The sequence below is a fragment of the Psychrobacter sp. BI730 genome, assembly GCF_013414195.1.
Lineage (GTDB): Bacteria > Pseudomonadota > Gammaproteobacteria > Pseudomonadales > Moraxellaceae > Psychrobacter.
The window spans coordinates 135,348-161,087 of sequence record NZ_JAATTV010000004.1 but is presented as its reverse complement, the minus strand read 5'-3'; the positions used below and the strand labels follow the sequence as shown (position 1 = coordinate 161,087).

At 43.1% G+C, this 25,740-nt stretch carries 22 protein-coding genes and 1 other RNA gene; 13 read left to right on the top strand and 10 right to left on the bottom strand.

Annotated elements, in window-relative coordinates; translation table 11 throughout:
* The first annotated feature begins 69 nt into the window (after positions 1-69).
* From HCZ91_RS04260 to adk, 5 genes are all read left to right on the top strand, one after another.
* The gene (locus HCZ91_RS04260) at positions 70-2,100 is read left to right on the top strand and encodes a heme lyase CcmF/NrfE family subunit (RefSeq protein ID WP_179798394.1); all 2,031 of its coding nucleotides are present in this window, start codon (positions 70-72) and stop codon (positions 2,098-2,100) included.
* Position 2,101: 1 nt separating this feature from the next.
* Complete coding sequence (locus HCZ91_RS04255; protein WP_179798393.1) at positions 2,102-2,779, top strand: DsbE family thiol:disulfide interchange protein; 678 nt, start codon at positions 2,102-2,104, stop codon at positions 2,777-2,779.
* A complete protein-coding gene (locus HCZ91_RS04250; RefSeq protein ID WP_179798392.1) occupies positions 2,776-3,333 on the top strand; it encodes a cytochrome c-type biogenesis protein in 558 nt (185 codons plus the stop codon). The genes HCZ91_RS04255 and HCZ91_RS04250 overlap by 4 nt, the downstream gene beginning before the upstream one ends.
* A complete protein-coding gene (gene ccmI, locus HCZ91_RS04245) occupies positions 3,330-4,610 on the top strand; it encodes a c-type cytochrome biogenesis protein CcmI (protein ID WP_101206371.1) in 1,281 nt (426 codons plus the stop codon). The genes HCZ91_RS04250 and ccmI overlap by 4 nt, the downstream gene beginning before the upstream one ends.
* A gap of 335 nt (positions 4,611-4,945) precedes the next feature.
* Positions 4,946-5,599: an adenylate kinase gene (gene adk, locus HCZ91_RS04240; RefSeq protein WP_179798483.1), complete on the top strand. Its 654-nt coding sequence runs from the start codon at positions 4,946-4,948 to the stop codon at positions 5,597-5,599.
* A 192-nt stretch (positions 5,600-5,791) separates the two neighbouring features.
* On the opposite strand, the gene secB is transcribed toward adk, so the two are convergent.
* The 4 genes from secB to rsgA all read right to left on the bottom strand — a co-directional run bounded on the left by secB (position 5,792) and on the right by rsgA (position 8,831).
* Entirely contained in the window at positions 5,792-6,244 is a 453-nt protein-coding gene (gene secB / locus HCZ91_RS04235; RefSeq protein ID WP_179798391.1) for a protein-export chaperone SecB, read from the bottom strand.
* Between the two features lie 192 nt (positions 6,245-6,436).
* Positions 6,437-6,700 (bottom strand): glutaredoxin 3, encoded by a 264-nt coding sequence (grxC, locus tag HCZ91_RS04230; RefSeq protein ID WP_021813631.1) that lies wholly within the window; start codon positions 6,698-6,700, stop codon positions 6,437-6,439.
* 350 nt (positions 6,701-7,050) lie between these two features.
* On the bottom strand, positions 7,051-7,506 hold the full coding sequence (locus HCZ91_RS04225; RefSeq protein ID WP_179798390.1) for a rhodanese-like domain-containing protein: 456 nt from the start codon (positions 7,504-7,506) through the stop codon (positions 7,051-7,053).
* 221 nt (positions 7,507-7,727) lie between these two features.
* The gene (gene rsgA, locus HCZ91_RS04220; protein WP_057760985.1) at positions 7,728-8,831 is read right to left on the bottom strand and encodes a ribosome small subunit-dependent GTPase A; all 1,104 of its coding nucleotides are present in this window, start codon (positions 8,829-8,831) and stop codon (positions 7,728-7,730) included.
* 230 nt (positions 8,832-9,061) lie between these two features.
* Between rsgA and orn the strand changes: the two genes are divergently transcribed.
* Positions 9,062-9,649 (top strand): oligoribonuclease, encoded by a 588-nt coding sequence (gene orn / locus HCZ91_RS04215; RefSeq protein ID WP_179798389.1) that lies wholly within the window; start codon positions 9,062-9,064, stop codon positions 9,647-9,649.
* Between the two features lie 119 nt (positions 9,650-9,768).
* Here orn and HCZ91_RS04210 read toward each other — a convergent pair whose 3' ends face one another.
* Together HCZ91_RS04210 and HCZ91_RS04205 are read right to left on the bottom strand one after the other, a co-directional pair.
* Positions 9,769-10,653 (bottom strand): UDP-2,3-diacylglucosamine diphosphatase, encoded by an 885-nt coding sequence (locus HCZ91_RS04210; RefSeq protein WP_179798387.1) that lies wholly within the window; start codon positions 10,651-10,653, stop codon positions 9,769-9,771.
* Between the two features lie 123 nt (positions 10,654-10,776).
* Positions 10,777-11,292 carry a peptidylprolyl isomerase gene (locus HCZ91_RS04205; RefSeq protein ID WP_179798385.1) on the bottom strand — a complete coding sequence of 172 codons (516 nt, stop codon included), beginning with the start codon at positions 11,290-11,292 and terminating at the stop codon, positions 10,777-10,779.
* A gap of 305 nt (positions 11,293-11,597) precedes the next feature.
* On the opposite strand from HCZ91_RS04205, the gene HCZ91_RS04200 reads away from it, so the two are divergent.
* The 4 genes from HCZ91_RS04200 (at position 11,598) to HCZ91_RS04185 (ending at position 16,555) form a co-directional block, all read left to right on the top strand.
* On the top strand, positions 11,598-13,337 hold the full coding sequence (locus HCZ91_RS04200) for a glutamine--tRNA ligase/YqeY domain fusion protein (RefSeq protein ID WP_179798383.1): 1,740 nt from the start codon (positions 11,598-11,600) through the stop codon (positions 13,335-13,337).
* Positions 13,338-13,769: 432 nt separating this feature from the next.
* A complete protein-coding gene (locus HCZ91_RS04195) occupies positions 13,770-14,408 on the top strand; it encodes a peroxiredoxin (protein WP_179798381.1) in 639 nt (212 codons plus the stop codon).
* Positions 14,409-14,629: 221 nt separating this feature from the next.
* Complete coding sequence (locus HCZ91_RS04190; protein ID WP_179798379.1) at positions 14,630-15,292, top strand: glutathione S-transferase family protein; 663 nt, start codon at positions 14,630-14,632, stop codon at positions 15,290-15,292.
* 312 nt (positions 15,293-15,604) lie between these two features.
* Positions 15,605-16,555 carry an META domain-containing protein gene (locus tag HCZ91_RS04185; RefSeq protein WP_179798377.1) on the top strand — a complete coding sequence of 317 codons (951 nt, stop codon included), beginning with the start codon at positions 15,605-15,607 and terminating at the stop codon, positions 16,553-16,555.
* A 144-nt stretch (positions 16,556-16,699) separates the two neighbouring features.
* On the opposite strand, the gene ruvC is transcribed toward HCZ91_RS04185, so the two are convergent.
* Entirely contained in the window at positions 16,700-17,284 is a 585-nt protein-coding gene (ruvC, locus tag HCZ91_RS04180) for a crossover junction endodeoxyribonuclease RuvC (protein WP_057760973.1), read from the bottom strand.
* Between the two features lie 259 nt (positions 17,285-17,543).
* Here ruvC and HCZ91_RS04175 point away from each other — a divergent pair, with 259 nt between their 5' ends.
* Complete coding sequence (locus HCZ91_RS04175; RefSeq protein WP_057760971.1) at positions 17,544-18,176, top strand: FxsA family protein; 633 nt, start codon at positions 17,544-17,546, stop codon at positions 18,174-18,176.
* 106 nt (positions 18,177-18,282) lie between these two features.
* Here the strand turns inward: HCZ91_RS04175 and ssrS are convergent.
* Positions 18,283-18,478, bottom strand: a non-coding RNA gene (ssrS, locus tag HCZ91_RS04170) — 6S RNA.
* Positions 18,479-18,725: 247 nt separating this feature from the next.
* Between ssrS and gpmI the strand changes: the two genes are divergently transcribed.
* Together gpmI and HCZ91_RS04160 are read left to right on the top strand one after the other, a co-directional pair.
* The gene (gpmI, locus tag HCZ91_RS04165; RefSeq protein WP_179798375.1) at positions 18,726-20,384 is read left to right on the top strand and encodes a 2,3-bisphosphoglycerate-independent phosphoglycerate mutase; all 1,659 of its coding nucleotides are present in this window, start codon (positions 18,726-18,728) and stop codon (positions 20,382-20,384) included.
* A 234-nt stretch (positions 20,385-20,618) separates the two neighbouring features.
* A complete protein-coding gene (locus tag HCZ91_RS04160; RefSeq protein WP_179798373.1) occupies positions 20,619-22,088 on the top strand; it encodes a S41 family peptidase in 1,470 nt (489 codons plus the stop codon).
* Between the two features lie 74 nt (positions 22,089-22,162).
* On the opposite strand, the gene HCZ91_RS04155 is transcribed toward HCZ91_RS04160, so the two are convergent.
* Together HCZ91_RS04155 and HCZ91_RS04150 are read right to left on the bottom strand one after the other, a co-directional pair.
* Positions 22,163-23,875, bottom strand: coding sequence for a sigma-54 dependent transcriptional regulator (locus tag HCZ91_RS04155; protein ID WP_179798371.1), 1,713 nt, complete (start codon positions 23,873-23,875; stop codon positions 22,163-22,165).
* Between the two features lie 78 nt (positions 23,876-23,953).
* Positions 23,954-25,723 (bottom strand): ATP-binding protein, encoded by a 1,770-nt coding sequence (locus tag HCZ91_RS04150; RefSeq protein ID WP_179798370.1) that lies wholly within the window; start codon positions 25,721-25,723, stop codon positions 23,954-23,956.
* Positions 25,724-25,740: the final 17 nt, after the last annotated feature.

The following is a 25,740-nucleotide window of genomic DNA, read 5'->3' as shown; positions in this document are numbered from 1 at the left end:
GTTTGCCAGTGGCTAGCAATGCCATCGGTGAACCCTTAATTGTATCCAAGGTAAACAAGGTTAGACCGTATGTTAATCACAGAATTGGGTTATTTTGCCTTGCTGGCCGCTTTTATATTGGCGATTTTGCAGGTGGTACTACCAACCATTGGCGTCATGCGTGACCACGTCGCTTGGCAGCGTTTGGCGCCAAGTCTGGCATGGGCACAATTTGCGGCAATGATTACCTCATTTGCTGCGCTGATGGCAGGCTTTTATTACAACGACTTTAGTCTCGTCTACGTCACTCAGCATTCCAATACATTGCTGCCTTGGTACTATAAGCTGTCGGCGACATGGGGCGGGCATGAAGGCTCGCTACTGCTTTGGATGACCATCATGGCCACTTGGTGTGCGCTGGTCTCTTACTTCAGTCGTGGATTACCGTTGTCTATGCGTGCGCGAGTGCTGGTGATATTGGCAGGCGTGCAGATGATGATGTTAGCGATGCTTATCTTTACCTCATCACCATTTGATCGCACATTACCTAATCTACCTGTTGATGGCGCAGATCTAAACCCTGTATTGCAAGATTTTGGTCTGATTATTCATCCACCGATGCTTTATATGGGCTATGTGGGCATGGTTGTGCCATTTGCGTTTTGTATGGCAGCATTGTGGGAAGGGCGTTTGGATGCGGTATGGACACGTTGGTCGCGTCCATGGGCATTGGCTGCTTGGGGTTTCTTAACAGTCGGTATCGCGCTTGGCTCGTGGTGGGCTTATTATGAGCTTGGCTGGGGCGGTTGGTGGTTCTGGGATCCAGTAGAGAACGCCTCATTGATGCCGTGGTTGGCAGGGACGGCGCTACTGCATTCACTTGCTGTCACCGAAAAACGCGGTGTATTTAAAGCATGGACGATTATGCTCGCAATCTTTGCTTTTGCGCTTAGCTTGCTTGGTACGTTCTTAGTACGTTCAGGTGTCATCACCTCAGTGCATTCGTTTGCCGCTGATCCGACGCGTGGTCTAGTGATTCTAGTCATACTCGGTATCATCGTCGGTGGTGGTCTATTGATGTTTGCTGTACGTGGTTGGCGTTTGACGGTCGAGAGTCAGTATCGACTCATCTCACGTGAATCATTTTTGGTGATTAACAACGTTATCATTCTCATTTCAACCTTAGTGGTACTACTTGGTACGCTGTATCCTATTATTGCTGATGCCTTTAATTTAGGTCAGGTATCTGTCGGCCCTCCATACTTCAACGCCCTGTTTGTGCCGTTGACATGGCTGCTACTGGTGGCGATGGGCATGGGTTCTAATATCCGCTGGAAACAAGACAGCCGCCCGTTATTGGGTGCTGGTATGGTTATCGCGGTGAGCAGTTTGGTATTGGCTGCCATTATCACCTATTTCACCAGTCCATCAGCTATGCTAAATATCGGTGTCACACTGGCCGTGAGCTTCTGGGTATTGTTATGGATGGTTGTCGATTTCAAAGACAAGACCAAAAATGCCCCAAGTCGTTTAAACGGCTTACGTCAGTTGCGTCTAAGCTACTGGGGTCAGCAAACCGCTCATATTGGCGTTATCATTGCAGTTATCGGCGTGGCATTTACCACTACGTTGAGCATTGAGCGCGATGTGGCATTAGGGCCCAACGACAGTGTCAATGTGCAAGGCTATGACTTTACGGTAAAAGGTTTTAGTGAAGTAAAAGGCAGTAACTTTGACGCTACGCAAGCAGAAGTAACAGTCAGTAAAGACGGTCAAGAAGTGACCACGTTATATCCTGAAAAACGTAACTATATTATCAGTATGATGCCGATGACGGAGGCTGCGATTGATGCCAATCTGATGCGTGATGTGTACGTAGCACTTGGTGAGCCGATTGCTGAAGATAGCAATGAATGGGCGTTTCGTATCTATGTCAAACCGCTTATCCGCTGGATATGGTTGGGTGCGCTTATCATGGCGTTCGGTGCATTGCTCAGTATGCTAGACAATCGTTACCGTATCAAAAAAACCAAAACACCTGCGCAAATCGCGGCCAAAAAATCAGGATTTGCGACGGTTGCAGATTTGGATACGTCAGCTACAAAGATAGGGGAGCGTTAGTATGACTACCTCAAACAATGAACCTGATAAAAAAGCTCAGCAAAAATCTGTAAACGAGATTAAAACGCCAAGCAGCAATAAAGTAAAAACTAAGAAAAAACTGAAAATTGGGTTTTTGATTCCGCTGGTTATCTTTATTGGTTTGGTCGCTATGCTCTATATGCGTTTGGGCAAGCCGACTGATATCGTAACCAATACAGCACTTGAGCGTCCAGTACCTGCCTTTGAGTTGCCATTATTATCAGATACCAGCCGTATCATGACCAATGACAACTTGCCAGATAAGCCATTCCTCATGAATATCTGGGGCTCTTGGTGTCCAACTTGTATCATTGAGCATCCTTTTTTGATGAAACTAGAAGAGCGCGGTGTTAACTTGGTGGGCGTAAACTACAAAGATGATATTGGTGATGCGTTAGGGTACCTGAATCGCGGTGGCGACCCGTTCTCTATGTCTATTCAAGACTTGTCAGGACAGTTCGCTCTTGACTTAGGTCTGACTGGTGCGCCTGAGACTTTCATCGTCGATGGTGATGGAATTATTCGTCAGCATATCATCGGTGAAATCAATGAGAGCAATTGGCAAAGCCGTATTACGCCTTGCTTAATGGTACTCAATGACGCTAGTAATAATGGTGTCAGTCCAGATCCGAGCCAAATTGCGGAGGCGTGCAAATGATAGCCTACCAAATAAGAAACGCGACCATAAAGTTAGTAAGCTTGTTTATCGCTTGTCTATTCAGCATGGCAAGCTTTGCTGCCATTGATGTCTACGATTTTGATTCTGTGCAACAAGAAGCCCAGTATCGCGGTCTCATCGAAGAGCTACGCTGCCCGAAATGTCAAAATCAGAACTTGGCAGGGTCTGATGCGCCAATTGCGCAAGACTTAAAGCAAAAAACCTATGACTTGATAAAAGATGGTCGTAGCGACGGCGAGATTCGAGCCTATATGCAAGAGCGTTATGGCGACTTTATCAGTTATAAGCCGCCAGTACGTCCTTCAACATGGATTTTATGGTTTTTCCCACCGTTATTATTGATCGTTTTATTGGTCGGTTGGTTTTGGCAAAGTAAACGCCGTCAGCTTGTCGCCAGCGGTGAGAGTGGTGTAGCAGTAGACAACCATGTCAAAGCGTTGTCTGCCGCTGAAAAAGCAGAACTTGATCGCTTATTGTCACGAGCCAATAACGATGACAAAGACGACACTACAAGCCTTGGGGGCAAAAAATGACCATATTTTCTACTGTTGGCTTATTTATTGCGCTAAGTTTACTTGTCGCTCTTTTATTGGGTGTTATCACCATTAAGCCGTGGTTAAGAGCACCGCGTTCGCATAGCATGCCTGTGGACAATCAACTGCTGGATATCAACGTTGCTGTGTTTCGTGAGCGACTAGCAGAGCTGAAAACAGACAAAGACAGTGGTATCATTGATGACCATCACTATCAAAACCAGAAGCTTGAGCTTGAACGTCAGCTTTTGGATGCTCAGCGTGAAGTGTCACCAATGGTCACGCCAGGTATCAAAAGCCGATTGATTATTATGGTTTGGGTGCCTGTATTAACGGCCATGGCATATCTGATGGTCGGTGATCGCACACCTGTATTTGAGCTATGGGCTGCTGAGGACAAAGTCGGTCAAGTGGCAGACGATCTATTAACAGGTAGAATCGATCAGCCACCGGCTTGGGCAATTGAAGATGGTAATCAGCTGATTAGTGCCATGCAGACTAACGTCTATCGTCATGCCAGTGACTACAATCGCTGGATGCGCCTGTCGGAGCTGTTCTTGTCATTAGAGGCGACTGATTCGGCATTAGAGGCTTTGTCGCGCGCTTATCGTCTATCACCTGATAACGAAGAGATTGCGACCACTTATGCGCAGATTAGTTTCTTTGCTAATAAGGGTCAGTTAGATGCCAATAGCCGCCGAGTGTTAGAAAACATACTGGCCAAAAACCCAGAGCATGAGGGCGCACAAATGCTTATGGCGATGGGTGAGGCACGTGCTAGCAACTTCGATCAAGCGCAAGGCTGGATTAAACGTCTGCGTGACAGTATCGCGGCCAAACCAGGCGATCATACGCAAGCGCTATCAAGTCTAGACGAGCTTAGTGCTAATGTGGTGATGCAGCAGCAGCAAGCCTCTGAAGGCGTTGAAGTGACCGTTAAAATAAATGCTAGTCTGTTACCATTGGTAAAAGCTGACGATACGCTATTCGTAGCGATACGTGACGTGAAAGGTGGTCCACCATTTGCGGCTAAGCGTCTACCAATTAGCAATATCAAACAAGGCGAAGCAGTTATTAGCCTAAGTGATCTTGATGCTATGATGCCAGAACGTACCCTAGGATCGGCTCGTTCTGATAAAGTGCAGCTAGCGGTCATCGCTCGTATCAGTCATAGTGGCAATGCTACCGCAGAGTCAGGCGACCTTTCGGGCAATCCAGTGGTTATCAGCGCAGAACAAAATCAGGTCAACGTGGAAATCAATCAACAAGTGCCATAGTCATAGTAGTCATATAAATACCGGACGCTAATGGTATTTATCATACAAACGCTGTTGCTCAGCATAGCCTCGAGCAGCAGTGCTATGATTGTTCTAATTTGAAAGGGATATGAAGTGAACCCAGATGTATAAATGGGCGTTTCAAACGCAGTCAATTCTGCTACTTTTTATCTTGAATTGACCATGTATGAACAGATAAGTCATGCCAACTTGTCACATCAATAATGAAAATACTTGAGCTTTGCAGGGCCACAAGGTAAGGTAGCTTTGCAAACAACTAATCCCAGAGTTTTATTAATCCTAAAATCCTATCTATTAAGGAGAGTCGTGTAATGATGCGTATTATTTTACTAGGACCACCAGGCGCCGGTAAAGGTACCCAAGCCCAGTTTATTTCTAAAGAATATGATATTCCACAGATCTCAACTGGCGACATGCTACGTGCAGCAATCAAAGAAGGTAGCGAGCTTGGCAAAAAAGCCAAAGATATCATGAATGCTGGTGGTTTGGTTTCTGATGACCTCATTATCAACCTAGTGAAAGAGCGTATCGCTAAGCCTGATTGCGTGAATGGTTGTATCCTAGATGGTTTCCCGCGCACTATTCCTCAAGCGCAAGCACTTGCAGACGCTGATGTTGCTATCGACCATGTTATCGAAATCAGCGTACCTGATGACGAAATCGTGAGCCGTTTGTCTGGCCGTCGTCAGCATCCAGGTTCAGGTCGTGTTTATCATGTCGATCACAATCCACCAAAGGTTGAAGGCATCGATGACGTCACTGGTGAAGCGCTCATCCAGCGTGAAGATGACCAAGAAGCGACTATTCGTGACCGTCTATCTACTTATCATGAGCAAACATCAGCATTGGTTGGTTTTTACCAAGACAAAGCTAAAGAAGGCGGTGATGCGCCTAACTATGACAAGTTTGATGGTACGCAAGGTATCGATGACGTTAAGCAGCAAATCCTATCTGCACTAAAAGGCTAACTATCGAGGTTAGCTAATTGATTTAGCCAGTCGATGTAGTCATTGAAGACCCTGTTTAATAGCAGGGTTTTTTTATGGCTGATAATTTTATGCCTCATAAAACATACCCACAAAAAAACCGCTTACTCATTATAAGTAAACGGCCTTTTATCAAATATACGACTGGTAGAACTCATATATTTTAATTAATGCTTATGCATTACCTTGAGCACCAACTTGTGCTTGCTGTTGGCTCTGTGCATACGCTTGATCAAAGTTTACAGGTGCTAGTAGCAATTGTGGGAAGCTACCACGTGTCACGATGTCGCTGATGACTTCACGAGCATATGGGAACAACACATTAGGGCAGTATGCGCCTAGGATTTGACCGATTTGATCTTCTGGAATGTCTTTTAGTAAGAAGATACCTGCTTGATGCACTTCAGCGATAAATGCTGCTTCTTCCGCATTTTTGGCAGTAACGCTCACAGTTAGGATGATTTGATAATGATCGTCATCTAGTTTTTCAGCGTTGCTAGACAAATTGATATCAAGCTCTGGGTTCCACTCTTTGGTGAATACGCTAGCGCCTGGGACTTCAAGTGACATGTCTTTTACGTAGATGCGTTCTAGTGCCAATTGTGGTTGTGCTTGTTCTTCAGCCATGGTAAATCCTCTAAAATTAAATCAAATGATTGGGCAAATCGTCATTTTAATAAAAGTTCATTGTAATATAAATCGAGACTATTTTTTGGTATTGTCTCGATATTTTTTATCGTTACTTCTTACTGCTCTATTAAAACATGCCACTGTCTATCTTTACATAAATAAAGACAGACAGTAAAGAAAGGTAGCAGATTAACCTGCCAATAGCTCGTCAAGTTTGCCTTGCTGGTTCATTTGGTTGAGCTCATCAAAACCACCGACAAAGGTTTCACCAACGAAGATTTGCGGCACAGTGCGGTAATTATTGGTTTTCTTCATTAACGCTTGGCGCTCTTCGCTGCTCATATCATGCATGCCGATTTCTTCATAATCAACGCCTTTGGTTTTTAGTAGTTGTTTGGCGTTTGAGCAGTATGGGCAGATAGGGGTAGTGTAAACTTTCACAGATACAGTCATGATAAATCCTTATTTATAAATTGATGAGATAACAAACGTATTATAAAGAGCATGATAAATTATCATAGTCTAAGCGTTGGTATAGTCTGTTATCAATGAGTAAAGTAAAAATGCATTCGGTGATGCTCATTACTAAAGTGGGGATGGGCATGACAAATTCAAGCCGTTTTGGCTCAAAACGTCCTTTAGTGCTATAAAACATGATAAATAGAATATAAAAAATAAACCACAAAAAAAGACACCTGATAAAAAGGTGTCTTTTTTATAGAGCTGATAATGTTAGTCAGGTCGCATAAACATCAGGTAAGCGATGTGTATAAACGCTTCACTTAAGCGCCCATACAGGTCTATTACTTGCTTAGACTTGGTTTTGTTTTACCTTTAGCCTTTGCTTTGGCGTCTTTTATACCAACCAATGGCATGCCAGCGCCTTGCCAGCCGCCAATACCGCCCTCTAAGCGATAGACACTATCTTTACCAATCATCTGAATCGCAGCGCCTGCTTGGACGCCCATGTCACAGATGATAATCACTGGCTGCTCAATCGCGCGAATCTCTTCTAAGCGGTCTTTGAGGTCAGTGAACGGTATGTTACGGCTGCCTTGAATATAGCCTGATTCAAACTTCTTCTTAGCGCGAATATCGATAAGCTGCGCGTTTTGAGAGTTGACCATCATGCCAAGCGTGTTAGGCGATATTTTTCTACCGCTACGTTTGTTTTCAATCGTAAAAAACAGTATAGCAAGTACGGCTAATATACCAAATAAAAACGGGTGGTTGCCCACAAATTCCAGCGCACGATCCAAACCATACCTCCAAAAAAATAAGTGTTCTATTGAGCTGAGAAGACAGCCCAATGATAGTGAACAAGGCGCTATTATACCGATAAGGCCATCTATAGTAAACGGGCGATAATATAGGCAATAATTGGGTGGTTATTGTACTTATCTATGGAGCTTCTCAGCCTAATAAAAATATCTACTCACAATACCGTTTTTAATTAAGGCGAACACTAACAAGCCAAATATTAATAAGGCTTCGTATCTGCCTCTTCTCGTAGCGTGACGAGGTTTTCAACGCGGCGCTGCAATACCTCACCATCAGCTACTGCTTGCCATAGCGCGCAGCCTTTGCTGTTGTGAGTATGGCGACAGTCACGGAATTGGCAACCGCCGGCCAATGGTGCTAGCTCAACGAAGCCTGAAATAATATCATCAGGGGTAAGGTGCCAAATGCCATATTCACGAATCCCTGGTGTATCGACGATACCGCCTTGGGTGAGGTCTTCGGGGTTGAATGGCAGCAGTCTACTGGTCGTCGTGGTGTGCTGACCGAGCTTAGAGTTTTGCGAAATGATATTGACGCTCTGTCCAGAGTCAGGCAGAAGAGCATTGATTAAGCTGCTTTTACCGACGCCAGATTGACCCGCAAAGATGACCAGCTTTTTATCTATATAGCGTTTTAGTTCATCAAGGCCTTCTTGCTCATCGCTCTCAGCGATATTTTCAGGGCAGTCGACCGAAGTCAGAACGCTTTCATAGCCAAGCGCGGCATACTGTGCCAATAATTCATTGGTGTCCACGCCGTTCTCTTCTGCCAATAAATCGGCTTTGTTGAGTACCAACAGTGGTTTGACACCTGCATGATGACATACCACGAGATAGCGATCGATCAGCGTTGGTGCGGCGGCAGGTAATGGTGCAAAAACAATCGCCAAAATATCGACGTTGGCGGCAACAGGTTTGAGCTTATGATAGCGGTCAGGACGAGAAACCAGCGATGTACGCGGTTTGACCGCTTCGATACGTCCAAAGCCAGTATTAGAATCGGCATTCCAGCGTACTTGATCGCCAGCAGCTAGCATCGGTAGATTGGTACGCACATGACAGCGCCAGATATCATTCAATTCAAGCGTTTGCCAAAACGGCTCAGGATCATCAGGCGCAATCTCTGGCTGCTCAGGTATGACAGCTGGCAGGCTAGTGACTTGTACTTCTAGTTGCTTACCGTAATGCGCCATGACCACGCCATCCATCAAACTGTCATCAATACTATCTTGATTGGACAGTTGCTGCTTGTCGATGCGACGAATCTGTTGTTTAGTCAGTTTGCGTTGCCGGATTAATGCCATGGGTTTTTGACCTATTATAAAAATATTGCTAAGTGTAGCGTGAAAATTTGCTAACATACAGCCTAAAGCGTCTGCGGCAGACAGTGGTTTTGTAATATTTTGGCTGCTTGCTAGATTTTTTGAATCAATCAGTGCATTACAATGCTGCTTGAATATGAGTATTCAACCGTAATACGTTTTTTAAATTATGTTTAAAACTGTCCCAAAATTTAATGACCATAGGATATTGTATGACTACCGGTGACCATCCCAACAAGATTAAAATCAAAAATCAAGGCAAAAAAGGGCTGGTGTGGATTGATTTAGAAATGACCGGACTTGATACCTTAAACGATGAGATTATCGAGATTGCTACTGTCGTTACTGACGAAGATTTGAATGTACTTGCTGAAGGGCCGGTGTTTGCTATCAAGGTATCAGATCAAGTCTTAAATAAAATGGATGACTGGAATACCAAGCAACACGGTCAGTCAGGATTGGTCGATCGTGTACGTCGTAGTACGGTGACATTGGCAGAAGCCGAAGCTGAGACCGTCAAGTTCCTAAACAAGTGGGTTGATAGTGGTAAGTCACCAATGTGCGGTAACTCTATTTGCCAAGATCGTCGATTTATGGCGCGGCAAATGCCAGAGCTTGAGCGGTTTTTCCATTATCGCAATCTTGATGTGTCGTCTATCAAAGAGCTTTGTTTCCGCTGGCGTCCTGATATCTTAAAGAACTTCGAAAAAGGTGGCAGTCATTTAGCCTTAGACGATATTCGTGACTCTATCCGTGAGCTAAAGCACTACCGTCAGCATTTCTTTAAGCTAATACCTTAAACAGCAAGTAGGCGATAAGCTATTTAAAAGTGTAGTAAAAGAATTGTAGTAAAAAATAAAAAGGGTCTGTTGATATTTCAACAGACCCTTTTGTTTTTTAGATAGGTTCAAAGATCAAGTCAAACAAGCATTGTAAACTCAAACAATTCAAACTTAGCATCATTACTGCTTAAATCGTTACTACTAAAACCGTCATTTGAATGCTGGTCATCTGTCACTGCACCAATCACAGCATTGACTTTCGGCTGGCGAGTGTCTTTATCTAATAATCGCCAGTCGCCAAGCACGTAGCGCTTTTTATCATCAGTCGCCTGATGAATGTCTGGACGATGAGTATGTCCGTGTAATAATGCATCGCTAGTAGTAATGGCTTGACGTACAGCTTTATCATTCACATCCATGATATGAGCAGCTTTATGAGCATTATTCTGCTGGCTTCGTTGACGCATATTATCTGCGATGGCTAAGCGTTTTTCTAATGACTTATTAAGCAAATACCACTGAGTCAGACGGTTACGCATGATTTTGCGAAAGAATTGATACTTCTTGTCATCAGTACATAGTGCGTCACCGTGTTCTAAGCGGTAATTTTGTTGACCGACAGGCAAAGTATATGGCTCATAAATCAGCTCACCGCCGAACAGATTACAAAACGGCTGTCCCAGTAGAAAGTCACGATTGCCATGCATGACCAATACCTCGCAACCATTGATACGTAGCTGCTTGAGTTTGGCGATAAGCGGCGTTAGCCAGTGCGTTATTTGTTCGTCCTCTAACCTTTCTTCTTTTAATAGGGATAAATACATATCATCACCTAGCCACACCTCAAACCAGTCGCCCAATATAAAGAGGCGTTTGAGCACTGGCAGGGCAAGGCAGTCATCAAGCAGCGCCAAAAAAGCCTGCACTAAGGCAGGCTCCTGAGGCGATAAATGCAAATCGCTAATCAATACTTGCCGCACTTGATGAGGGCGGGTCGTGATTAAATGATTAAAACTTTGCATTTATCTTTGTCCTCGTGACTTATCGTATAGCGAGCATTAATTAGTAAATTCTACTAGAAAATACTCGCTCATTCATAGCTATTGCTAAGTAACTATTACTGAATAGCTGCTATTGAATGACTATTACTGAGTAACGATGGTTGCTGAGTTGATTACAACTGGCTCTTTTGGCACATCAGCATGCATGCCGAAACGACCCGTTGGTACGCTGCGCATTTTTTCGATAACGTCCATACCGCTGGTTACTTTGCCAAATACGGTGTAACCCCAACCTTGCATGTTTTTGCCAGAGTGGTTTAAGAAGTCATTGTCTTTTACGTTGATAAAGAACTGGCTAGTCGCTGAATGCGGATCTTGGGTACGCGCCATTGCGATAGTACCTTTATCGTTCTTTAGACCGTTGTCCGCTTCGTTTTCAATAGGCGCATTGGTTGGTTTTTCATTCATCTCAGCGTCCATTCCGCCGCCTTGAATCATGAAACCATCAATGATGCGATGGAAAATTGTACCGTCATACTGACCAGATTTTACGTAGTTCAAAAAGTTTTCTACAGTTTTTGGTGCTTTTTCTTCGTTGAGTTCGATAACGATCGCACCCATATTGGTTTCTAGTTCTACTACTGGTGGCATGTCTACCATGGGATATTCCTTTTTTGTTGCAGCGCCTTAAATGACGCTGTCAAGTGGTGGTTAAAAATTAGTGATTAAAAAGTTACGGGTAGTCTAACGGCTTTTTTATCCCGTGTCATGTATCAGGCTGTTAATGCGTTTGCGAAACCTGATAGAATAACGCAACTTTACCCATTTTTGAAAAATTTTGATAATGCGGTCGCACTATCTAAGTTTTAATATTCTCGCTTTATTTTAGCACTTTAGTTTAAACGTTTCGTGATGCGTGATGGCACGCACCATGAACTGACAATTTGCGTTAGGAGCAATGCCCGATGAGTGATCACTCAAGCAACAATGCACAAAAAGACGAAGCAAAAAACGATTTTATTCGTAATATCATTCGTGACGATGTCAATGCGCAAAAATACCAGCAAATTGTAACGCGCTTTCCGCCTGAGCCAAATGGCTACCTGCATTTAGGCCATGTGAAATCTATCTGCTTAAACTTTGGTGTGGCCAAAGAGTTCGGCGGTGTGTGCAACCTACGTTTTGATGACACCAACCCAACTGCCGAAAAGCAAGATTACATCGACAATATTAAAAACGATGTGCAGTGGTTAGGTTTTGAGTGGGCAGGAGAGGCACATCATGCCTCAGGTTATTTTGATCAGCTACATGCATGGGCAATCCAGTTGATTGAGCAAGGCGACGCTTATGTTGATCTGCAAACTCCTGAGCAAATCAAAGAAAACCGTGGTTCATTCAATGAAGCGGGCACGCCTTCACCATATCGTGATGCCAGTGTTGAAGAAAACCTAGCGCTTTTCAACGATATGAAAGACGGTAAATACGCTGAAGGAAAGGCTATTTTGCGCGCCAAGATTGATATGGCTAGCCCAAATATGAACCTACGTGATCCTGTTATCTATCGCGTGATGCATCAAGAGCATCATCAGACTGGTGATAAATGGTGCATCTATCCGATGTATGATTTTGCTCATCCACTCTCGGATGCGTTAGAAGGGATTACCCATTCATTATGCACGCTTGAGTTTGAAGATCATCGTCCATTCTATGATTGGGTCATCGCCAAGATTGGCTTTGACGTACCGCCGCATCAGTACGAGTTCAGCCGCTTAAACGTTGACTATACATTGACCAGTAAGCGTAAGTTAAAGCAACTGGTAGATGAAGGTATCGTTAGTGGTTGGAATGATCCCCGTATGCCGACCGTTGCTGGCATGCGTCGCCGTGGTTATACGCCAGAGGGCTTGCGTGATTTTTGTGAGCGTGTGGGTGTGACCAAAGCGGATAGTGTGGTTGATTTCCGTTTGCTAGAGTTTAGCGTTCGTCAATCGTTAGAGACGACAACTGGTCGCGGTATGGCGGTGCTAAAGCCATTAAAAGTGACCATTACTAACTTTAGCGAAGCGGTCAGCAGTTGGGAGTCGCAAAAAGCCGATAGCGTTAATGCACGTTTTGACGATGCGACTCAGACGCTTTGGTTGACTCAGCCGAACCATCCTAACGTCGATATGGGTGAGCGTGAGATTCCATTTACCGAAACGCTATACATTGACCAAGGTGATTATGAAATTGAACCGCCTGCAGGCTACAAGCGTCTCTCTCCAGAAAAGCCAGAGATTCGTCTGCGTAATACTTACGTGCTAGCCGTCACTGAACATATCACTGATGAAAATGGCAATGTCGTTGAGCTAAAAGCGACGATTGACCCTGCTACTTTGGGCAACAACCCTGAAGGGCGCAAGGTCAAAGGTGTGATTCATTGGGTATCAGCCAGTCAAGGTGTGCCAGCGACGGTACGTATGTATGAGCAGCTATTCAGTGCTGAGGATCCAAGTAGCGTTGCTGATGTTTATCAAGCGCTAAACCCGAACTCGCTCACTGAGCTAAATGCAGTGGTTGAACCATCTTTGGTCAATGCAGATGCTGGCACGCGTTTCCAGTTTGAGCGTGAAGGTTACTTCATCTCTGATAGCGAAGATCACAGCACTGATAAGCCAGTATTTAACCAAATCGTTAGCTTACGTGATAGCTATAAGCCAGCTTAATTTATGTTGGCTTAGTATTTAAAAGTATCCTTATCCAAATAGATATTTTGAAATAATACTGAACAATAGTAGTTTATAAGTTAGCCCATTTCTAGTACGCTAGGGATGGGTTTTTTTGTGTGTAGTTATAAAGTTAAGTATGATTATGGTGCGAATTTTGCTTATGGGATGCAGGTATGGTGGTTTAATTATTTATCAAAGCTGCTTGTCCATAAAAATTCATTAAAAAATTTGTCCATCAGCTTAGAGGTAAATGGAATAACCGCATTACAATCCGTCACAAGACATTCATAACCAGTTTGTTAAGATAAAGTCAGTTTTTGCCGATGTGCTTTATGTTATATTTGATAGCTGAGCACGTCGATGACAATAATAGAACGCGAGGCCGACGTGTCGATATAAGCGTTCATTCACATAGCTAAGGAATCAAGCATGGCACATTTACGTTTAGGTGATACCGCACCAAACTTTGACGCTGCGACCACAGAAGGCGATATTAATTTCCACGAGTGGGCAGGCGATCATTGGGTGGTTTTTTTCTCACATCCATCAGACTTTACCCCAGTATGTACCACTGAGCTTGGACGTACCGCAGCACTAGGCGGTGAGTTCCAGAAGCGCAATGTTAAACCAATCGCGCTATCGGTTGATGGTTTAGAAGATCATAAATGTTGGGTAAGTGACATTGAAGAAACCCAAGGTACTGCTGTCAATTTCCCTATCATTGCAGACCCTGAGCGCAAGGTTGCAGATCTTTATGACATGATTCATCCAAATGCTGACAATACAGCGACGGTCAGAAGTGTGTTTATTATTGATCCTAAGAAAAAAGTTCGTCTAACGCTGACATATCCTGCCAGTTGTGGCCGTAACTTTGATGAAATTATCCGCGTAATCGACGCACTACAGTTGTCGGATGAGTATAACATTGCAACACCTGTAGACTGGAAAGATGGCGACGACGTGATCATTCCACCAAGTGTGAAAAACGAAGATATCGCTGCAAAATATCCAAAAGGTCACAAAGAGATTAAACCGTATCTACGCACCACACCTGCACCAAATAAATAATTAGACTGATGTATAAATGTGATTAAATAAAGCCCCATGACTCAAGGTTATGGGGCTTTTGCTATTTTTACCTCATGAATAATAAGCCTTTGCCATGACGGTCAGAGTAGGCTATAACTATGGTATGGAGTATCAATAGATAGGTGCTCATTAGTGCCACCATCATAATAAGGTGTATCAGCGCCAAATCGCTGTCCAATCATTCTTACAAGGAGTTTGCTATGAAAAAATTATATATTACCCGTACAGCGCCCAATCCACGTAAAGCGCTTATCTTATTGGCTTCAAAAGGTATCGATGTTGATGACATGGATGATGTCGATGTGATCGATATTGATTTTGCGGCAAATGAGCAAATGTCAGAATCCTTTACGCAAATGAATCCAATGCAGACCGTACCTGTTTTGACCTTAGATGATGGTACAGTACTGAATGATTCTCAGGCAGTTTGTGAGTATCTGGACCGCGTTTACGGTGAGCGTTCAGTTATGGGTAATGATGTGGTACAGCGTGCGCAAGTTTGCTCTATGCGCCGTATTGCTGAATTTGAAGTCCTGTACAACTTGATGCTCGCGTTTCAGCACAGTCATCCATCTAAAGCACAACGTGTTGAACAAGTGCCCGAGTTCGTCGCACCATCAATTGCTCGTGCTGTCAAAGCCATGGCGTATTTTGAGACGATATTAGAAGATCGCGAATACCTAGTAGGTGAACAATTAAGTTTTGCTGATATCGTGTTATATCTGGGGTTAGACTTTGGTAAAATACTCAAGGTCAATCCTAATGAGCAAGGCGGAAACCTGGCTCGTTTTTATCAAAAGATGAATGAACGCTTCAGTATTAAAAATATGGCTAAAGCCAAACCTGCCAGTGTGAATGACTAAAAGGTTCTAGAGAATAGTTTAAATCATAAAATTTATCTATTAACCTATCCGATAAATTGCTCGCTATAAAGCAAAACAGCTAACCTCAATCGTTAGCTGTTTTTTTATGAAATATAATAAAAATCAACATTTCGTTACATAGGTTAATAGAGCCAAGGTTATAGTGGTTAATCTAGCTTAGTTATATCAATTATGTTTTTAAATTGTTCACTAAAGAAGAATGCGTTTAAATTATGGCTTCTTTTGAATAGATTTTTGAAACATAGATGGTACGCGAGATAAGTTGTACAAGCTTACTAAGAGGTATGTAATATGGTAGGTAGCCGAAATAAGCCAACGTTAAAACTACTGCTATTACCCAGTATGATGGCAGTTAGTTTGATGCTAAGTGCGTGTCAAAAAGAAGCGGCGTCTAGCGAGAATGATACATCGCAGGGTACTGAAGCTGGCGAGATGACAGACTCAGCCGTAAGTGAAGATCTGGTATCTAGTATGAGCCCTACATCAGACGAATCTGAACCTGTTGAATTAACCGCTCAAGAAAAGCTGACGACCACCTTATCTCATCATCGTTGGACGTTAGTAAATGCAGTCGACGCCAATGAACAACTTATGGCTGAATTTGCGAATATCAACAGTCAGGTAACGCTTGCATTCAACCAGTATCAAGGGCAAGACACGCTAAGCTATAGCGTAGGCTGTAATACGATTAGTGCTGGCTATCAGTTAAAAGGGCATACCTTAACTACTGAAGAGGGTATGAGTACCAAGATGTCTTGTGGCGAGCTAGATGTGGCTGAAAACACCTTGAATACGTTGATGCAGGGCAGTAGTGAGTTCAAAATTGATCAAGGCGATAACCCAGTATTAACCCAGTTTACCGACGATGATGTAACTCTGGTTTGGAATGGTAGGCTTACTGCACAAGCGAAATATAACAGTAAGGGTGAAACAGTATTTTGGGCAGTAAACTCTGAAACTGTACCTTGCGAAGCAGGTAACTCTGAGCAGTGCTTACAAGTTAAGCCTATTACTTATAATGATCAGGGCATTAAAACTCACGAAGGACAGTGGCGAGTATTCGTTGGTGAAATCGATGGCTATCAGCATGACAGCAAACACGAAGAAGTATTACGCTTACAACGCTATCCACTATATATCGATGAATTATCAGAGACTAATGAGCCAACTAAAGATGATACTGCTGATGAAAAGTATGCTTATATACTAGATGCTGTGATTGAAAGTGCAGTTGTAGAGTAGCTTACTGTAGTTTGAGCTTTGAAATGCTCATAGCCATAAAAAACACGCGTCTAATAGCGCGTGTTTTTTATGGGGTGTCTAATTTGCTGTTTATCTATTTTGACGATTGTTTTCTTTAACACCTCGCTATTTTAAAGCTGATCTTTAACGTAAGTTACCTAAATCTTCTTCGGTCAAACGCCAACGGCCTTTCTTTTTAGAAGCACCGCGGCCACGCATGGCGCTATTCAATATCAGTTTGTTCATTGAATGGCTTGAGTGAGCATGACAGATGGCGCAGGCAAGACCATCGGCAGCATCTTGTTGCGGTACGACTTCTAACGCTAATATCCGGCACACCATCTCTTGCACTTGTTCTTTGGCCGCTGCTCCATAGCCACAGACGGCTTGTTTGATTTGCCGAGCCGTATATTCTGATACTTCTAAATCTAGTGCAACCATCGCTGCAATCGCTGCACCTCGTGCTTGCCCAAGCTTAAGTGCAGAATCAGGGTTTTCTGCCATAAATACTTGCTCAATCGCCGTATAGATAGGCTCGTCTGCGTATTTTAAATGATGCTGTGTGATACGGGTTAGTCCATTAAAGATACGCTTGAGGCGTTCAGGCATCTCTTTGGTATCTGTACGAATCGTCCCTGCATCGATATAGGTCAGCTTGTCACCTGTCTGCTGTACTATCCCATAACCAGTCATGCGTGACCCTGGGTCAATGCCTATAATAATTGCCATAATATTCCGTCTTGCTTACCTGTCATTTTATATTCAGTCCTATAGAAATCGGATATGGAGTCAGACTCGCTTAGCCTACTGCTAGTAGCACTGACGTTTGTCTTCCTTGTATCCAAATTATATTGTACCGACTATATGGCTTAAAAATTAGCCTTAAGTTTGATAGTATAGCAACCAATCCCCATATACATCATATGTTAGCCATTTTAATTTTCATGGCGCTCAATTTATTGGTTTTTATTTTATAGGACGACACTTTATGGGTCAGATAGTTGGTATAGCCATCGTTTGGTTTATTATCGAGATGCTACTGTGGTATTTGCTTGCTCAGTTTATGAGCGGCTGGTGGGTGTTTATGTGGTTTATTATCGCCGCGGTTATCGGTATCTCTTTGATGCGCAAAGGTATGGCTGCTCTTAATCCAATGGCACAGCAAATGAAAGCTGGTGGCATGATGAACCCTGCGATGCGTCCGCCAGAGACCACGATGATTAAGAGTATCGCGATGGCAGCTGCAGGTATTTTATTGCTTATTCCTGGGGTACTTAGTGATTTGATGGCGCTGTTGGTGGTATTGCCACCTGTGCAGAAAAAGCTAAAAGACTTGGCCAATAATTATGTCATGAATAATCAGCAAAAAATGATGGAAATGATGGCGAAGCAGATGGGTGGTCAAATGGGTGGTGGTCAAAATCCATTTGGCGGTGCTGGTGGTATGGGCGGTCAAAACCCGTTCGGTGGCGCAGGTGGCATGAATGGCCAGAATCCGTTTGGTCAACAGCAGCAAAACCCATTTGGTGACGTGTTTAAACAGCATACTACGGTTGATGGTACTGCCAAAAACATCCCTAAAGATGTCAAGAAAATTACCAAGTCTGCTAATGACGAATAACTATTCAGTTAAATCGTAAGCATAAAAAAAGCCCCTCTCGTCGATGACGAAAGGGGCTTTTTAGTGGTAGTAAATAAATTATAAGAAATATATTTACTAACCGAATGAAACAACCGAAGTGCCGCTGTAAGATGGTGACCCATGAACCGTGAAGTTCAGGGCGGATGCGTCATCATCTCTGCAGGTTTCCTGATACACCGCAAGCGGTGCAGGCATACACAATGAGACAATAGGTACCACATCCTGGTAAAGCATTATCGGCTCAGGGAATAAACATCTACTAGCCAACACTTCAGAATAGTTTTATCTTAACCAATGAAAAGAGTGATTGCAAGTCTGAATTACAGATTGATACGTAGCTTGGTTGGTTGGCCGCACTTATATTGTCTTATCTAGAAAAAACGTCATAAGATAACCCTATAAAATTATTCATAAACTCACGAAAAATGCTCAGTTTTTCAGCTATTTCAAGATGTGTGTTAATATAGAGGGCTTTATATTCCCTTACACAGCATTATAGGCGTTCATTCACTCGAGGAGCGGTAATATATGACCAGTACCCAACAAGCATCAGACTCTATTGATAATAATAAAACACAGCTTAGCAATAACCAAGACGGTGCACAGAATAAAAAAATACCGCATGTCTTGATGATATTGGACGGCTTTGGTCATCGTGAAGAAGATAAAGATAACGCCATCGCTGCTGCCAATATGCCAAATTTAGACAAGATTTATCAGCAATATCCTCATGGGCTTATTTCAGCTTCAGGGGAAGATGTTGGTTTGCCAGATGGTCAGTTTGGTAATTCAGAAGTCGGTCACATGAACTTAGGCGCAGGGCGTGTTCTTTATCAGGACTCAACACGTATCTCAAGTGAGTTGGCCAATCGTGAATTCTATAAAAATGAAGCATTGGTCAATGCCGTAAAAGCGGCTAATGAGCGTGGCGGTAACGTCCATATTATGGGCTTGCTCTCTGATGGCGGCGTCCACTCACATCAAGACCATATCGAAGGCATGTGTCATTCAGCATTGGTCCATGGTGCCAAGAATGTCTTTATTCATTGTTTCTTAGATGGCCGTGATACCCCGCCTAAATCTGCTGATAAGTACATCAATCGTCTGCGCGACTATATTGATAAATTGAATGCTCATTACGAAGGTGGCCGCGTACAGATTGCAAGTATCATCGGTCGCTACTATGCAATGGATCGTGACAATCGTTGGGATAGAGTGCAAAAAGCTTATGAGCTGATTACTGAAGGGAAAGCTGATCGTCTATCGACACGGGCAGATGGCGCTGTTCAAGCTGCTTATAAAGCGCGTGAGACCGATGAGTTTGTCAGTCCAACGACTGTAATTGGACGTGATGAAGTGCCATATACTGTCAATGATAACGACGCCCTTATTTTTATGAATTTCCGTGCTGACCGTGCTCGTGAGCTTGCCCAAGCGTTTGTTCTGCCAGATCATGAGTTTTCTGGATTTGCGCGTCAAAAACAGCCAAAGCTGGCGGCATTTGTGATGTTAACTAAGTATTCAGATGTCCTAGCTGACAATCCAAAAACCACCATTGCTTACTACCCAACGTCTCTGGCCAACACATTGGGAGAGTACTTGCAGGATCAAGGAAAAACCCAGCTGCGTATCGCTGAAACTGAAAAATATGCGCATGTGACGTTTTTCTTTAGTGGCGGCCGCGAAGAAGAGTATCAGGGCGAGACCCGTATATTAGTGCCATCTCCAGACGTTGCGACTTATGATCTACAGCCTGAGATGAGTGCACCTGAAGTCACTGATAAATTAGTAGAAGCGATTGAGTCTGGTAATTATGATGTATTGGTGGTCAATTATGCCAATGGTGATATGGTTGGACACACAGGTATCTTTGATGCAGCGGTAAAAGCGGTAGAGGCTTTAGATGTATGTGTTGGCCGTATCGAGTCAGCGGTGCGTGCTGCTGGTGGTGATATGCTTATCACAGCCGATCATGGTAACTGCGAGCAGATGCAAGACTATGAAAGTGGTCAAGTGCATACACAGCATACGACAGAACATGTACCATTAATTTACGTAGGTGACCAAAAGCTGCAAGTACGCCGTGGCGGTAAACTTAGTGATGTGGCGCCGACTATTTTATCATTGATGAATGTCGATGCCCCTGCTGAGATGACAGGTGAGAGCTTATTGGTTCCAGCAGTCTAGATCAGTCGAATTAAACTACAGTACTTGAATGACTGTGGTTTATACTGATTTGACAGCTGTACTAGAAGATATCGAAAAGGAAAGGATAACCTATTATCCTTTCCTTTTTTTGTGATACATTTTACTTAATTTACTTGCAATACTATGCTAGTTCGAAATATGCGTTTGGTGCTATCTTATAAATCGCTATATAACGATAAATTCGCATTCTCTATTATTCAAATGAGTTCTTTTATGCAGCCTATTTCTTTCGCACGTTCTTTTTTATTCAAAGGGTTAAGTAAATCAGTAGAGAAGGCATCCGTCGCGTCCAAGGTTTTGCAGCCTGCAATTTTAATAGGTGTGCTTGGTTGTGCGATTAGCGTAAATGCACAAGCAGCAGTGGGAGCTTCTACAAATAATGATAATCCTACGAATGGTCTACAGCTCATTAGTCTAAATGCAGATGAGATAGCGGATGAAAACGACGCTGATAATTTATCTAACATTGCTGATATGTTAGATGTTGCCGATGAGCCAGATGACTCGATAGATAGTGTGCCAGATGAAAGCGCGCTAACAGATGATGCCGATGATATTGATACGGAGATTCCAGCAGAAGTTGCACAAGTTTCGCTAAATGCTATCTCTCCTGAGACGCTAAAGACATTTGTGGCGGTGGTGGATTTAGTACGTCGTCAATACGTTGATGCGGTCAATGACGAAGAGTTGTTTAGCAATGCGATGAGCGGTATGCTGACCAAACTTGATAGCCATGCTGAGTTTTTGGATGCAGAAGCTTATGAGAACCTGCGTGCTTTTACTGAGGGCGACGTTGGTGATATTGGTATTAAGGTTAATTACCAGCCAGAGGCGGGCTATTGGGTCGTGACAGAGGTTATCGATGATTCACCTGCAGACAAAAAAGGCATCGCAGTTGGTGATTATTTGCATCAAGTTGATGAGTTTAAGCTAGACGAAGGGCGACAGGTCAATGATGTTGAGCAGCTCTTAACGGGTATTGCCGGTACGCAGGTAGATATTATTACTTCCAAAGCTGGCCGCCGTAAGCACACAACGACGTTGCAGCGTAATAATAGTCATCCGCAGATTATCGAGACCAAACTGGTTGATGGTATTGCCATTGTCAAATTACCGGCGTTTCAAAACAACAGCCGTGAGAAATTACTAGAAGGTTTAATTAACCTAAACGCTCCGATATCAGGAATTTTACTAGATATGCGTGATAATCCAGGTGGCGTACTGACATCAGCAGTGAGCGTGGCCAGTTTATTTATGGATGATACCGATGTAGTGCAGGTGCAAGCACGTCAAAATAAATCACGCGTACTATCGACCCAAGGTGATGCGATACTTAAGCCTTTGCCATTAGTGGTATTACAAAATCGCTATTCAGCATCAGCAGCAGAGGTGCTTGCCAGTAGTTTACAAGCACAAAAACGCGCTACTATTATCGGTGAAGTTAGCTATGGTAAGGGCTCAGTACAATCAGTCATACCGTTAAACGATGAGCAAGCCGTCAAATTGACTGTGGCCAATTATATGACGGCAGCAGGCAAACAAATAGATGAGTTCGGTGTAGAGCCTGATGTGACCTTATCAGGCAGCGAGAACACGTGGGAGCAGCAAGCTTTAGAATTAGTAAAGGCGCGTGCGCTTGATTCGGGTATTCGCTTTGTTAGAAAAAATGCTACGAAAGAATAGAATTTCGTAGCATTCAATTAACAGTACATACCATTCAACGCTTAAAAATATTTGATGATGACGTTCAAAAGAAACTAGTCGAACGCATCTTCAGAAATTTCGAGCTTTTTCATACGGTAGCGTAAAGAGCGAAAGGTGGTTCCTAATAATTCAGCTGCTTGGGTTTTGTTCCAGCCAGTTTGTTTGAGTGCCGTGATAATCAGCTGCTTTTCTTGTTCCTGCAAATAATGTTCTAACCCTTGAGGCGGTAATTGACCGTCAAACAATTCTTGTAAACCCGATATGTCTTTAGATGTTTCTTGTTGGACGTTGGAGTCAAGGAGCGACTCTTCGTCATGAGTACTTGCTACGTTGGTTGACGAACTGTCATTACTAGCTGACGAATGCTGCACCATTGATGGGTAATGGTTGGTGTTAGTACGATAGAGATGTAAATTGATAGCTCTTTGCTCAACCGGCCTCGCCATATTGCTAGATGGAATGACTTGCTCATCGTCCTTTGTTGATTGGACTGTAGATTGAACGTCTATTTGATTTTCTACGTTACGAGCAGGTAGATCAGAGCTATCGACAGCTGAGCTATGATTTTGCTCTTGTATATCTACAAGCTCAGGTTCAATGTCAGGAAGACCTAAATGACTAACGTCAATGTATGAGGTTTCAGCTAACGTAACTGCACGCTCCAACAAGTTGCGTAGTTCACGGACATTACCCGCAAAATCGTGGCGTTGTAAGCGTTCGCAGGCTTCCATCGTCAATGACGGCGGCGACTCTAATTGCCAGTCATCGGCGATCATCGCCAAAAAGTGGTCTGCTAATACAGGAATATCATCACGGCGTGCATTAAGCGTTGGAAGCTTTAGCTCAATGACATTGATGCGATAATATAAGTCTTGTCGAAATGCACCATCTTGTACCAATTGGCTCAGGTCTTTGTGAGTGGCAGACAAAATACGGATGTCTACTGGCACTTCTTTTGTATCACCAATTGCCCTTACTGTTTTTTCTTGAATGGCACGTAACAATTTAACCTGCATGGCTAAAGGTAAATCTGCCACTTCATCTAAAAATAGCGTGCCACCATTGGCTTGTTGGAATAAGCCTTGTTTATCAGCGACAGCCCCTGTAAAGCTGCCTTTTTTATGACCAAAAAACTCCGACTCCATTAACTCCGATGGTATCGCACCGCAGTTCACTGGTACAAAGCTGCCATCACGCCGTGGACTTAAATCATGGATCAATCTGGCGACCACTTCTTTGCCTGTGCCAGAAGCGCCCGATAAAAACACAGGTGCCTGTGAGCGTGCTAGCTTTAAAATAGTATTTTTGAGGGGATGCATGACAGCAGAATTACCAATCAATCTACTATCTAGCATTTTTTGTTCAGGAGAGCATTCCGGTGCAGCCTGTACTTCGTTATCTTGATGAATAACTTTTATGGCATTCTCTACCAGTTGGCGCAAACGTGGTAGTTCTAGCGGTTTATTGACAAAATCAAAGGCACCAAGCTTTAATGCCTCAATAGCTAAATCCATGCTGCCATGAGCCGTAATCACCGCTATTGGAATATTAGAGCTATTGCTAATTTCTTTTACCAGCTCAAGTCCCGAGCCATCTGGCAGTTTTAAATCCGTCAGACAGAAATCGTAGTCATTGTCTTGCCAAAATGTTCTTGCTTGCGACAATGTATAAGCCACATCACTTTTGATACCCATTTTAGTCAAGGTAATTTGCATCAATCGACATAAATCTACTTCATCATCGACGACTAGCGCAGTTGTTGTCATACATCATCTCATTGTATTTTATGGCTATAAAATCAATATCTGGGTCTAAATGGGCGTAATAGCTTTCAAAAGGTAAATTTAGGTAAGATTTTCTTCGATAGTTTGAAATTTATTATCAGATTTAATAGAAGGTACAATTAATCGAAAGCATGTTTTCTCATGTTCAGGAATATAGAGTAAACGTGCTTGATTGGCTTCACAAAATGCTTGTGATAAATAGAGCCCTAGCCCTGTACCAGCTTTATCTGTTGTAAAAAATGGATCGAACAAAAGTTCTAAATTTCCAGCACTAACACCATTACCATTATCTAATATATCGATTATAACATCGTTGTCTGCGCAGTAAATGTCGATTTCTACATAAGCATGAGGATGAGAATAGCTACTATAACGCAGGCCATTATTAATTAAGTTGATCAATATCTGCTCTAACTGATGAGTATCAAATGATATGATGGGTTTGGTTTTTATTCGTAGAAAAATGTCGTGTCCTTGAAAGTAATTCTCCAAAAACGATGGCATCCATTCAGCTAACTCGAGCACCTGCTGGGTAGCCGTCTGCTGACGAGACAGCTTTAAAATATCTTCGATGATACGGTTTACACGTTTTGTCTGTGAAAATATCATTTCATAAAGCTCATGGTTGCCGGTCATGGCAGCATTCGATTCACTTGTTAATGCACTGTCATCTTCCATTTGTTCTGCAACATCTTCTATTAATAGCTGGCTGGCTTGCGATATCGCTGCTAATGGGTTTCTGATTTCGTGGGCAATACTGGCAGTTAATTGCCCTAAAGAAGCCAGTTTCAACTGTTGAGCACTGGCTTGCTCACGGCGTAAATCTTCTAATATGACAAGTTTGCTATCGTCTTTTAGTGGAATAATCTGTACGCGTAATTTGCCAAATATTGAGGCATTTGCCACAGCCGGAACATCGTAGGTAAAAGCGCGTGACTGCCCAGATGCTACCGACAAGCAGGCATTAAATAACTGGGAATGCTGCTTATTGAGTTGCTGCTCGAAATTAGAGAGAAGCGCTTTGTTTTGAGTCTCTTTCACATCTTCAAAGGTATTCTGCGCTGTGGTAGGTGTGGCAGGCGTGACAAATGAAAGGCTCAGCAACTGATGTGCGGCAAGATTTGCTAAGACAATATGTTGCTTATCGATAACAATAACACCATTCACCATCTGCGTGATAACCTCTTGATTGATCACGTTTAGTCGCTCGACTTCCTTAGCATGGTTTGCCGCGACTTTTTCAAGCTGTACCAATCGTTGAGAGATAGACCAACTCAAACCGCCCACTGCCAAAAAACTCGCTGACATCAGTAGCGCATCACCTAGATTAGCTAGACTCATGCTATTAGCAATAGCGTAGAAAAATTGCTGATAAATAACGAGAATGATGGCAAGTAAAGTAATAACTAGCGCTTGTGAACCATGTAGTAGCATAAAGCTAGCTGCGACGACCACCATGTATAGCATGGTTAACTGCAAATCAGGGTTACCTGTCGTGTAGAGCAGCAGACTTAATATAATAACGTCTAAGGCCAGTCCGAATGCCAGTTGGCGGCGCATATGTTTTCTAACAACATAAAATAGCCCAAGCAGTATCAAGCTTAACAGCATATAAAAACTTAAAGTGGTTTGCTGCAAAAAGCTGGGTAGGGAGGCACTGCCGTCAGTACGAGCAGAGATGTATAGCATGAGCATAGAGAACAGGCTAACAACGAAACGATAGCTATTATAAATCAGTCCTAACTTACGCAATTGTGGTAAAGGCAGCGTATCTTCATCATATACGTAGTGAGTAATGACAGACCTAATGTTGGTAGTAGCAGATTTCATAAACTGGCCGTAATAAG